The following is a 12,168-nucleotide window of genomic DNA, read 5'->3' as shown; positions in this document are numbered from 1 at the left end:
CGTATAGGTCGTCTATTTATGCAGGGGGCGGATTGTCGCAGAAAACCGCCAAAGCGCGCGCCCCTCATTCGTTATCGCGGTCTTTGCGCCTGTACGGGAACACGTCGATGACCTTACCGGCACGAATCGCCTCCTGCAGCCCTTTCCAGTAATCGGCGTTGTACAGCTCGCCATGCAGCTCATCAAACAGCTTGCGCTGGCCAGCATCGGCGAACAGGAACGGCGGGAACTCCTCGGGGAATACATCCAGCGGGCCAATGGAATACCAGGGTTCCGAAGCCATTTCATCCTCGGGGGTGCGCGGCGCGGGGATGTGGCGGAAGTTGGCCTCGGTGAGAAAGCAGATTTCGTCGTAGTCGTAGAACACCACACGGCCGTGGCGGGTGACACCGAAGTTCTTCAAAAGCATGTCGCCGGGGAAGATATTCGCCGCCGCCAGTTGCTTGATCGCCAGGCCGTAGTCTTCCAGGGCTTCACGCACCTGGGCGGGGTTGGCGTTGTCGAGATAGAGGTTGAGCGGGGTCATGCGTCGTTCAGTCCAGCAGTGGCGGATCAACACGGTGTCGCCTTCCACTTCGACGGTACCGGCGGCGACTTCCAGCAGTTCGGCCAGGCATTCGGGCTCGAATTTACTCAAGGGGAAACGGAAGTCGGCGAACTCCTGGGTATCGGCCATGCGCCCGACCCGGTCGACGCTTTTAACCAGGCGGTACTTCTCGATCACCGTGGCGCGGTTAACGTTTTTCGACGGCGAAAAGCGGTCCTTGATGATCTTGAACACCGTGTTGAAGCCCGGCAGGGTAAACACGCTCATGACCATGCCACGCACGCCGGGGGCCATGATGAATTGATCATCGGTGGTCGCCAGGTGGTTGATCAGCGCGCGGTAAAACTCCGACTTGCCGTGCTTGTAGAAGCCGATGGAAGTGTACAGCTCGGCGATGTGCTTGCCCGGCAGGATACGCTTGAGAAAGCCGACGAATTCCGCCGGCACCGGTACATCCACCATGAAGTAGGAGCGGGTGAACGAAAAGATGATCGACACCTCAGCTTCGTCGGTGATCAACGCGTCGATCTGGATGCCCTGCCCTTCACGGTGCAACAGGGGAATCACCAGCGGCCATTGTTCGTCGCGGGTATAGATGCGTCCTACAAGGTAGGCGCCCTTGTTGCGGTAGAGCACCGAGGAAAACAGCTCGACCTTGAGGTCCGGGTCCTTGCACACCCAGTCCGGCAGGTTTTCCCGCAGTTGGGTTTCGAGGCGGTGCAGGTCGCTTGCCAGGTCCGCGTAGGGTTCACTAAAACGGTAGTCGGCAAAGATCTGCGCGAGCATTTGCGGGATGTTCCCGGCGGGCGTGTACGTGCGCGTCTGCGCGGCCCGTGCCCGGCGCAGGCTGGGCCGGGTGGTGTGGATGAACATGCAGCCGTCACTGATCAGGTCATGACTGAACAGCCCGCAGAAGATCGAGTTGTACCAGGTCTCGGACAGTTCATCGTCGAAACGCAGGTCGATCAGCCCGATGTAGGCGCTTTTCACCACGGGCCACGTGTCGATATCAAGCAGTGTGCCGTCATCGAAGTGTTCGCGCAGGCGCGCAGTCACTTCACTGACCTTTTCCTCATAGAGGTTGATCCGTGCCGCCGATGCCGCCTGCCCCTGCTGCCACTGAGCCCTCTCAAAACGCTCACGAGCGCCATCGGTGATCTGGCGGAAGTGCTCACGGTAATCGTCGAAGCCATCGAGGATCATCTGGGCGACAGCGAGGGCGGATTGCGACATGCGGGAAACCTCGAACGGGCATCTGGATGCCCTGAGCTTAGCCAGTGTACGAGAACAGGAGAAGAGTCATTTCTTGCACTGTCTTGTACAACTTCGTTCATTTCGTACATTTATTTGCAATTTTCTAAATCCGACCATTCGGTCAATAAACGCACCCCGAAGTCTCTTCGCGTTTTACTCACACCCCTGCAATGGCGGGACCTGGCAGGTTGATGCTGGAAAACCGCGCGCAACGCCGGGCGCGATTACCGCGCAGTGCTGTGGATCCAACTAAGGGAAACCCTGATTACCACGGTGATAGCACTTTGATATATAGCGCGCCCTCTCCCACCCTAACAAGGTCCGAAGACCGATCCGGGAACAGGTTCTAATCGCCCAAGGAGCATTGAGATGTCATTGAGGAACATGAGGATCGGTCTGCGTGCCAGTCTGAGTTTTGGGGTTTTGGCCAGCTTGCTGGTGATTGTAGGAATGTTTGGCCTTGGTCAGATGGCCAAGTTGCGGCAAAGCGCGCTGGTCATTGAAGCATCGTGGATGCCCAGCATCGAGAACATCCACGACAGCGCGGCCATTGTCGCCAGCATCCGCCTGGAGGCATTGCGCCTGGCGACCACCGACGAATCGCGGATCCGCGACAACAGCAAAGCCCTGATCACCCGCCAGCACACCGAGCTGCAAACCCTGCTCGACCATCACAAAACCCTGCTCAGCGGCGATGAAGAGCGCGAAATGCTCACGCAGCTCGAAGGTAATGCGAACGCTTACCTGAGCCTTGTCAGACAAATCGTTGCCCTGGTAGACAAGGACCAGCAACAAGACGCCATCGACCTGCTCAACAGCCGCCTCGCGCCACAGGGTGTGATCCTCAACAAAAGCCTGACGGACATGATTACCTTCAACCAGAGCGGTGTGCAAACCGCTGTGGATTCAGCCGCACAGACCTATTCCAGCGCGCAGTGGATCGTCGGCTCAATCATTGTGCTCGCGCTGACCGCCACCTTACTGCTGGCGTGGCTGCTGACCCGCAGCATCACCGCCCCCCTCGACCAGGCGCTGATTGTGGCACGCACCATTGCCAGCGGCGACTTGAGCCAGCCGATCGCCGTCAGTGGCAAGGACGAACCCGCCCAATTGCTCACAGCCTTGGCCACCATGCAGGCGCAGTTGCAAGGCACCCTCCGCGGCATCAGTGAGTCGGCGCAGCAACTGGGTTGCGCTGCCGAAGAGATGAGTTCGGTGATGGAACAAAGCACCCGTGACCTGCAAGCGCAGAACGACGAGATCGAACAGGCTGCCACCGCCGTGACCGAGATGAGCGCAGCGGTGGACGAAGTGGCCGGCAATGCGGTGTCCAGCGCCGAGGCATCCCAGGCCTCCGACGAGGACAGCAAGCACGGCCACTATCAGATCAGCGAAACCATCAGGTCGATCCAGAACCTGGTGGACGAAGTACTCGGCGCTTCGAATAAGGCCGAAAGCCTCGCCGTGCAGGCCCAAGACATCAGCAAAGTGCTGGAAGTGATCCGTGGCATCGCCGGGCAGACCAACCTGCTGGCGCTGAACGCCGCCATCGAAGCCGCCCGCGCCGGCGAGGCCGGGCGTGGCTTTGCGGTGGTGGCCGATGAAGTGCGCTCCCTGGCGCAGCGCACCCAGGACTCCACCGAAGAAATCGAGCAGATGATTACCGGTATCCAGCAGGGCACCCAAGGCACCGTCGAAGCCCTGAACAGCAGCGCCGAACAGGCCGGCCACACCCTGCAACGCGCCAACAGCGCAGGCAGCGCCCTGGAGAAAATTACCGCGGCCATCTCGCAGATCAGCCAGCGCAACCTGGTAATCGCCAGCGCCGCCGAGCAGCAGGCGCTGGTGGCACGCGATGTGGACCGCAGCCTGGTTAACATCCGCGACCTGTCCACCCAGACCGCTGCCGGCGCCACCCAGACGTCAGCGGCCAGCCAGGAACTGTCGCGCCTGGCAGTGGACCTGAATGGGCTGGTGGCGCGGTTTGTCCTGTAATCAGTAAAGGGGGCGTGTAACACTCGCCGCCTTATTGATGTAGGAGCATTCCGTGAGACCTGTCGACACCTTGTACTTGCTGGGGCTCGCCGCCATCTGGGGCGCGAGTTTCCTGTTTATGCGCATCATTGCGCCCGAGATCGGCACGGTGCCGACGGCGTTTTTCCGCGTATCGATCGCCGCCGCCGGGTTGCTAGTGATTTTGGCGATGATGCGGGTAAGCTGGGATTTTCAAGGCAAGTTCAGGACTGTGTTGCTATTGGGAGTGATCAACTCCGGCATCCCGGCGACCATGTATTCGGTGGCGGCCCAGGTGCTGCCGGCGGGTTACTCGGCGATCTTCAACGCCACCACACCGTTGATGGGCGTGTTGATTGGCGGGCTGTTCTTCAGCGAACGTCTCACACCGTCGAAAATCGCAGGAGTATGTCTGGGACTGTTCGGTGTGGGCGTGCTGACCCGCGCCGGGCCGGTGGCGTTTGACCTGGAATTGCTGACGGGTGCACTGGCCTGTTTGCTCGCGACCACCTGTTACGGCTTTGCCGGGTTCCTGGCGCGGCGCTGGCTGGATCAGCGCGGTGGGCTGGACAGCCGCCTATCAGCCCTGGGCAGCATGCTTGGCGCCACCCTGTTCCTGCTGCCGTTCTTTGCCTACAGCGCCATCAGCCAACCGCCGGCGAGCTGGGGTGGATGGCAGGTGTGGGGGTCGTTGCTGGGGCTGGGGCTGGTGTGTACGGCGTTTGCCTACATCCTGTACTTCAGGCTGCTGACCTCGATTGGACCGGTTAAGTCGATGACGGTGACGTTTATGATTCCGCCGTTTGGGGTGTTGTGGGGGGCGTTGTTGCTGGGGGAGCCGTTGTCGTTGGCGCATGTGTATGGGGGGGTGTTGATTGGGGGGGCGTTGTGGTTGGTGTTGAGGCCGAAAAATCGTGAGCGAGCTGTTTGAGTGTTTTGACTCTCGGTGATAAAGGCCGCACATCCGGACATCTGCTTAAGACGAATAAATCCGACTACGGTCTCCCGCCAACAGGTACGTCGTGTATTATCGGAACCTTATTCATTTCAACGTCAACTCTCACCGAGTTGCGTGTATGGGAGCCATATGGGTTTTTTTGATAATTTCCCAAGGTTTTATAAAACCAGCCAAACCAGCCCTTTTCCAGACCGCCTGAATTCGCGGCACACCGCGATAATGGAAAGAAATATAGAGTTTATAAAGGGTAAGCGTGTCCTTGATATAGCAAGCCATGATGGACGTTGGTCATTTGCAGCGCTGCAGGCAGGTGCAGCTCATGTAACGGGTATTGAGCCCAGGCAAGAGCTAATAAACAACGCCATAGAGACATTTAACGAGTACAGCATCGACCCTTCGCGTTTTGAGTTTTTATGCGGTGATGTCTTCGACCACCTCAGCAATAAAGAATTTGACGTTGTTTTCTGCCTTGGGTTTTATTACCACACTATTCGACATGCCGAGTTATTTGACTTGATCGAACGTACAGGGGCTAAACTGGTAGTGATCGACACCGAGGTCACTCCGACTGTGGATGAGTTTCCGGAAGGTGAAACCAGTGACCCTCGTGTAGTGTTTGGCAACCCCTACGGTGTCCAGCTCTTGCTTGACCCGGTAGATGACCAACAGATGGCCTATTCCGATTCACTGACTCGGCATGGACAGACCCTTGTAGGGCGCCCATCAAGAAGCGCTGTACGCTTCATCGCCAAACACTTCGGGTACACCACAAAGACCTTCGACTGGGATGAATACATTTCAGAAAAGCCTGAAGTCAAAGGTGCACTGGTCGATTACAGCGAAGGCTGGAGAGATACGTTTTACTGCTCAAAATAAGCCTCCCCCCTAAACCCCACCAGCTTCACGGTGGGGCGCATCTTCAGCCAGATAAGAACCCGACGGCTTTGACGACTACGTCGGTCACCGTCTTCGGCATGACGCTAAATATTCAGAAACACGCAGTTATAAACCAGCTATTCATTGAGACTCTAGGGCGGGCATCATTCCCATTGTATGCCGCGCTCCGGTCTCGATAATGACAACCGCAACGGCGTCTGGCTTGAACTGTTCAATGAGATCCGTTCGAAAAAAACCGTCTTGAACATGCGCTGTAACAATCTTATCAAAATGCTCCTTGAGGAATGGGAGCAGTTCAGTTGAAAAAGAATCCCTCAACAGAAGCAGTGTTTTTCCCGTTTTGGCATCGGTATGAAGAACTTGTGGCCCAACCCAACTATGGTTATCACTCAAAAATGTCGTCTTTTCGAGGGGATGGGTCAACATCTCGGCAAACGAAACTCGATCGTGCGGAACAGAACCTGCAATCCCAAGCATTAAGGACAAATCTCTAGCGGTCCCCACCATTGGTAGTACTACCGGTGTAAAGGCGGCCAGAGGCAATGGCTGCATATCGGTAAAGTCTACAGACATTCTGGTCATTAGCTGGTTGTAGGCAATGTAAGCACCCAACCCTGTCCAGTGTGTATCGTACTCATCATAAAGCTTTTGATTATGGCGCTCCTGGAAGATCGCTACACGCGGATCCACGATCTGATCGATCCCCGCTTCTTTGGAAGCCTTAATGATCTCATCGACCTCTGTATTGACTCTTTGTTCAGGCATCCAATAAGGTCGATTTTCGGGGTAGATATCTTCCTTTACAGGCGCCACCATGAAATAAAACTTTGCGTCCCTCTTGCTCAGGTATTCCACACGCTGGCGAAAGCCGCTGACCCAGGCATCAATATTAGGTTTATCCAGGATTAACGCGCCTGACATCTGCACCAAGTGACTGCCATCATCATAAAACAGCCAACCATTCTGACCCACAATAATCCGCTTCGAACCTGAATATCCGAGTGTGTACCGAATCAAATTCAACGTCGAAATCATGTGTGTGCGCAGTGGAAACTGGTCGATCGCAAACGCGTCCAACTTTGCTGGCAATACTGCCCAGTCAGACAGGCTTTTTGGCACTGAAGGAGCACTTGCAAGCACCCTATTTTCAGCCAGCCCAGGCTCAGGAATGTTGAACAGGGGAAACAGATGAACGACGACAACTACTGCCACTACCCCTCCTATCAACGACCACCAGTGATAGGTGCGCTTAGTCGCAGTAGACCGCTCACTACTTTCAGAAGCATAGCTCATTTACGCGCCTCAGAATCGAAAATATAAAAAGGGATTAAGCGAACTGCTGGCCAGCAAAACCACACTACAGACCAGACCGCCTACCAACAGAAACGCAGGCAGCGCATGAACATCCGCTGCATCACGACCATGCCTGCCCGGCTCAGTAGATCCATTGACGCTTGTGAACTTTAGCCGCGCACATACCCATGGAATAACCGGAAATGAAAGAACTACTCCGGCAATCAAGGCAACCACTGTTTCAGGCGTCATCCACACCATCATGGGCTGCCATTCCTGCAGCGCACTATCAAACCCAGCCATCGCTTTTAGAATAACCCACGCCTGATCAAAGCTATCGGCTCTGAAATAGACCCATCCCACCATGACGACAAGCAATGTGTAGAGGCGTGCCAAAAGATCAGGGGCCGCTTCAAGCGCACGTTTTAAAAACACACGTTCCAATACAACGAATACGCCGTGAAACAGGCCCCAGAAAATGAAGGTCCATGCCGCACCGTGCCAGAGGCCCGTCACAAAAAATACAATCAACAGATTTCGAATGGTCGAAATCTCTCCTCCGTGGCTCCCGCCTAACGGTATATACACATAGTCCCTAAACCAGAACGAGAGAGACATATGCCAGCGCCGCCAGAACTCAGTGATCGACTTGGATGAGTATGGATAGTCAAAGTTCTTGGGGAACCTGAACCCCAACATAAAGGCAAGACCAATAGCCATATTGGAGTAACCACAAAAATCAAAATAGATCTGCACTGTATAAGCTGTTGCACCGATCCAAGCGACGGCGGATGTGACGCCTGTCGGATCAAGACTAAACAAGTGATCAGCCGCCGGCGCGACCGAGTTGGCAATCATCACTTTCTGACACAGGCCTACGATAAAATACTGAACACCCAACCCAAACTTCTCAATACCGACTGTCCGATGATGCAGCTCGTCGTTGATATCGGTATAACGAACAATCGGACCCGCCACCAGATGTGGAAACATCATTACGTATGTAGACAGCCGTATAATGCTGTTCTCTGGCTTGATCGTTTGACGGTAAACCTCTACCAGATAAGATACCAACTGAAAAATAAAAAAGGAAATCCCCAAAGGTAAGTGCATATTGAGGTGGGGAGGCTCGCTCCCCATAAGACCCGATATAATATCTACAAAAAACTGGCTATACTTAAAGACCCCCAACACCATAAGGTTTATAAAAATAAATACACCCAACGTCCACTTGCGTTGCTGCCCAGCTGCTGCGCCTATTATTTTTCCTGCACTGTAGTTAAGGGCCAACAATGCTATTAGCAATAGTAAATAAAGCCCCTCCCCCCACACATAAAATACTGCGCTCGCCGTCAGCAGCACGGCGTTCCTAACGCCTGTCAAATAATAAATCAATAAAAAAACGGGTAAAAAGTAAAAAATAAATACGACCGAGCTGAAAACCATTTCTTTTCCGTCCATAGTAAATTTTTGCGGAAATCTACCATAAAACAGCGACAACTGAACAAAATCCGCACTGCCAGACCAAGATTTATCATCACGTAGCCAAGTGGGTGGCCATCCGTTTTCTCACAATCATCAAGCAGGCCGTTTCATCGCCGTACTCAGGCGGTTTGCGCTGTGCTTAGCGCTTCACTTGGTACCGAGTCGGCTCAGGTTAAAATGCTGCTGAATTTTGCGACAGAACAGCATGCAGATCTCCCTACCGCGATGACCGACTGACCCGATCAAACGGTTTGTAGGTTTTCTTCCAACCCTTTACAATTTCCCGTTCGTGACTCGCCTACTGGCTATGCTGCTGACAAAGCAAAAAGGCAATGCACCATTCAATCAATTGTGCGCTATTAATATTTAAAGTTTTCACAAGGAGAGGGACTTATTCATGAGCAGCTTATTGGATGACGGCATTCACATAGCCGGACGCAGTGATTTCAACGACGCCTTCACTTCCCAATGGACTCGCCTCTTCCAGAGATGTTTCGGCGGCTCCGAAAGCAACGCAACGCTCGTGTTCCAAAAGTACTTGCTAAATGAGTCAAGAATTTGTTACTCCATCAAGGATGGCACCATGGTGGCCGCGTACTGCGGTCTGAAACTCAGCCATGAAGGTTCTGCTGTTTTCCTCTCTACAGATACTATGTCCGATGGAACCCAAAAAGGGTCGTCGATTATCCTTGGTAAGCGTTTATATAAATCGTTTGCAGACGATGATATTGACGTCGTTTGTGGTTACCCCAATAAGAATATTCGGAGAATTCGCGAAAAAGGCTTGGGCTGGACGCTTGATGGAAACTTGTTTTTGTATGTCGGCATACCGTTTTTCTGGCGGTTTTTTAGACAGTCAATCAAAGAAGATGGTTTATGGAAAGCCGTCAGGCCCACAGGGGGATGGTTCACGAGGAAAAAGCCTCTGCTTATCAACCTGCTCGGTCCAGATGGGTTGTACTCTTCTAATATTGGGCTGGTGATTACCCTATCCGCATATAGACCCGGCCCGTTTTTCATTAAGATTCCTGGCTTTCTTTTCGAACCGAGAAGTTTTGGATACAAATGCCTCACCGAAGACGTAGAAAGGAACACCCTGTTTCTTAAAAAAATAAAACGCCTAAATCTCGACACCATTGATATACCCTAATTTCGGGAGGCCCTGCATGAAGCCCACGTCTGTATTTTTTATGCCTCACCAAGATGATGAGTTTGGTTTATTCCATCAAATCGAACACGAGTTAGCGGCCGGCCGAAGTGTGCGTTGCATCTACGTAACCGACGGCTCCGCAACTGCTGACCCAGATCTCCGAGACCGTGAGTCTCGAGCAGTGCTGCAAAAACTGGGGGTTGCAGTGGATGATATCTTTTTTATAGGCCGGCAGCTGTCAATTACGGATGGTCAACTGCATCAGCATGTCGACGTATTTGTCGACTGGCTCGATGCGTTCCTTAATGATCACCCAACGCTTCAGGCCTGTTTCGTACCCGCCTGGGAAGGCGGACACCCTGACCACGACGTACTACATGCTATTGTCGTTGAGTTGATGAGCGCACGCGCGCAGCCAGCCACAGTCTGGCAATACCCACTCTACAATGCTCGAAATTGTCGAGGTCCGTTTTTTCGTGTGATGTCGCCGCTGCCAGAAAATGGCCCCGCTGAGCGACATCCCATTGCCTGGCGAGCGCGCTTTCGCTACATCAGACTTTGCCTCTCCTATCCGTCTCAATGGCGCAGCTGGTTAGGTTTATTTCCCTTTGTGGGAGGGCACTATTTTTATTACGGCGTTCAGTCTTTACAAGGGGTGGACCGGCATCGCTTACAACAGCCACCACATCAACAGCCTCTGTATTATGAACAACGGGGCTTTTTAGACTGGCCTACTATGTGCCTTGCAGTCGCGCAACTTCATAAAAAGTTGTCGCACCTGAATCAAGTTCATCATTAATTGCCTCTAACAGACCTAAGCTAGAGCATTTCGAGGCTCCTGTTTATCAGGTTGCTTACCCGTCCCGGATTGGCAACCTCGATAAAAATGCAGCCCCTGCACCGTCGTCCAAGCCTGCAAAATTCACTGCTCCTTCATGAACCAGCGACTCGATTATCCCTTACGAGAGATCTCCTCGTAAAATCCCCTCCAACGCCTGCAAGGTGTCAATTTTCAACAGACCAGCGCTCCGTCACAGCCACACCTTCCTCTCGACCAAATGATCAAGCACTCTGACGCCCGCTGCCATTTACAAATGAGTAGACCCTATTCTCGTTCAATCAAGCGTTGTATCAGACGACAACCAATTTAATCACACCCAACGGTTCTTCATCACAAGTGAGTATGCTAGTCTCACTTTTATTTTTTACATGAGAGATGGAGCACTCGCGTGTCAGATCAAACGACGAAAATAGCGGTTCTGATTCCCAGCTATAAAGTAAAGAGCCACATCTTAGAAGTTATTCGGTTGATCGGGCCGGAAGTTTGTAAGATCTACGTCGTTGACGACTGCTGCCCGGATGGATCAGGCGACTTCGTCATTCAACACTGCACAGACGAACGGGTAATCGTGTTGCGTAACCCTGTCAACTTGGGCGTTGGCGGTGCAGTCATGACGGGCTACCGGACCGCTATCGCAGATGGAATTGATATCATCGTCAAAATTGACGGTGATGGCCAAATGGACCCAAGCCTGATCAGTGACTTTGTATCCCCTATCATCGCAGGCAACGCCGACTACACCAAAGGCAATCGTTTTTTCAATTTGGAAAAAATATCCGAAATGCCGAAAATTCGGCTTTTCGGAAACGCTGTACTGTCATTTATGACAAAACTGTCCTCCGGCTATTGGGAACTGTTTGACCCGACAAATGGTTACACGGCTATACATAGCGAAGTAGCCAAACACCTTCCGCTTGACAAGATTAGCCAGCGCTACTTCTTTGAAACCGACATGCTATTCCGTCTTAACACATTGGGCGCTGTGGTGATCGACATCCCTATGGACGCAAAGTATGAAGATGAAGTCAGCAACCTTAAAGTGTCTAAGGTGATTGGAGAGTTTTTAATTAAGCATATTCGAAACTTTGGAAAACGTATCTTCTACAACTACTATCTCCGCGGCATGTCGCTGGCATCGATAGAGTTGCCTTTCGGTCTTATCTTGCTGACCGCCGGCTCAACGTTTGGAATTAGCCACTGGATAGAGTCGTTGCAGCAAAATGTCCCGACCCCTGCCGGCACGGTCATGCTGTCTGCACTGCCTGTTATAATCGGCTTCCAGCTTCTACTGGCCTTCATAGGCCATGATATTTCTTCTTCGCCACGGCGAGCCTTCCACGTGTTACGCAAGAAACACATACTGCCTAAAAGGGACCAACGCTCATGATTTACCTGATAGCGTTTGCCTGTGTCATCGGCATTGCGACCGGACAAATCCTATTTAAACTTAGTGCCCTTTCCGTTCATCAAAGTGGCAGTTGGTTTGATACCAAAACATTGATCACCTTGTTTTCAGCTTTTGCACTGTACGGAATCACTACAATAGCCTGGATATGGGTATTGCAAAAAATTGATTTAGGCAAGGCATACCCGCTGATGGCGCTGGCATTCGTCTTAGTCCCCATAGGCAGTCACTTTGTATTTGGAGAACGCTTTCAACCACAGTATTTCGTCGGCGTAGCAATTATTATGCTAGGCATTACTGTAATCGTGAAGTCCTGAGCCCGCGC

At 52.7% G+C, this 12,168-nt stretch carries 10 protein-coding genes; 7 read left to right on the top strand and 3 right to left on the bottom strand.

Annotated elements, in window-relative coordinates:
* Positions 1 to 64: 64 nt before the first annotated feature.
* Complete coding sequence (gene aceK / locus AB4O08_RS20230; RefSeq protein WP_021490891.1) at positions 65 to 1,780, bottom strand: bifunctional isocitrate dehydrogenase kinase/phosphatase; 1,716 nt, start codon at positions 1,778 to 1,780, stop codon at positions 65 to 67.
* Between the two features lie 390 nt (positions 1,781 to 2,170).
* Here aceK and AB4O08_RS20225 point away from each other — a divergent pair, with 390 nt between their 5' ends.
* From AB4O08_RS20225 to AB4O08_RS20215, 3 genes are all read left to right on the top strand, one after another.
* Positions 2,171 to 3,796, top strand: coding sequence for a methyl-accepting chemotaxis protein (locus AB4O08_RS20225; RefSeq protein WP_021490892.1), 1,626 nt, complete (start codon positions 2,171 to 2,173; stop codon positions 3,794 to 3,796).
* A 52-nt stretch (positions 3,797 to 3,848) separates the two neighbouring features.
* A complete protein-coding gene (locus AB4O08_RS20220; RefSeq protein ID WP_460114306.1) occupies positions 3,849 to 4,745 on the top strand; it encodes a DMT family transporter in 897 nt (298 codons plus the stop codon).
* Positions 4,746 to 4,901: 156 nt separating this feature from the next.
* Positions 4,902 to 5,648 (top strand): class I SAM-dependent methyltransferase, encoded by a 747-nt coding sequence (locus tag AB4O08_RS20215; RefSeq protein ID WP_010208599.1) that lies wholly within the window; start codon positions 4,902 to 4,904, stop codon positions 5,646 to 5,648.
* A gap of 141 nt (positions 5,649 to 5,789) precedes the next feature.
* On the opposite strand, the gene AB4O08_RS20210 is transcribed toward AB4O08_RS20215, so the two are convergent.
* Complete coding sequence (locus AB4O08_RS20210) at positions 5,790 to 6,962, bottom strand: alginate O-acetyltransferase AlgX-related protein (RefSeq protein ID WP_010208598.1); 1,173 nt, start codon at positions 6,960 to 6,962, stop codon at positions 5,790 to 5,792.
* Between the two features lie 9 nt (positions 6,963 to 6,971).
* The gene (locus AB4O08_RS20205; RefSeq protein ID WP_152609430.1) at positions 6,972 to 8,462 is read right to left on the bottom strand and encodes an MBOAT family O-acyltransferase; all 1,491 of its coding nucleotides are present in this window, start codon (positions 8,460 to 8,462) and stop codon (positions 6,972 to 6,974) included.
* A 382-nt stretch (positions 8,463 to 8,844) separates the two neighbouring features.
* Between AB4O08_RS20205 and AB4O08_RS20200 the strand changes: the two genes are divergently transcribed.
* The 4 genes from AB4O08_RS20200 (at position 8,845) to AB4O08_RS20185 (ending at position 12,160) form a co-directional block, all read left to right on the top strand.
* Positions 8,845 to 9,597 carry a hypothetical protein gene (locus tag AB4O08_RS20200; protein ID WP_010208595.1) on the top strand — a complete coding sequence of 251 codons (753 nt, stop codon included), beginning with the start codon at positions 8,845 to 8,847 and terminating at the stop codon, positions 9,595 to 9,597.
* A 16-nt stretch (positions 9,598 to 9,613) separates the two neighbouring features.
* Positions 9,614 to 10,396, top strand: a complete 783-nt coding sequence (locus AB4O08_RS20195) for a PIG-L deacetylase family protein (protein ID WP_080923226.1) — start codon at positions 9,614 to 9,616, stop codon at positions 10,394 to 10,396.
* Positions 10,397 to 10,826: 430 nt separating this feature from the next.
* Positions 10,827 to 11,825 (top strand): glycosyltransferase family 2 protein, encoded by a 999-nt coding sequence (locus tag AB4O08_RS20190; protein ID WP_010208593.1) that lies wholly within the window; start codon positions 10,827 to 10,829, stop codon positions 11,823 to 11,825.
* A complete protein-coding gene (locus AB4O08_RS20185) occupies positions 11,822 to 12,160 on the top strand; it encodes an EamA family transporter (protein ID WP_010208592.1) in 339 nt (112 codons plus the stop codon). The genes AB4O08_RS20190 and AB4O08_RS20185 overlap by 4 nt, the downstream gene beginning before the upstream one ends.
* Positions 12,161 to 12,168: the final 8 nt, after the last annotated feature.

The sequence above is a fragment of the Pseudomonas sp. H3_E07 genome (assembly GCF_054668895.1).
Note: the sequence above shows the minus strand (reverse complement) of the source record. Positions and strands in the feature narration are given on the sequence as shown.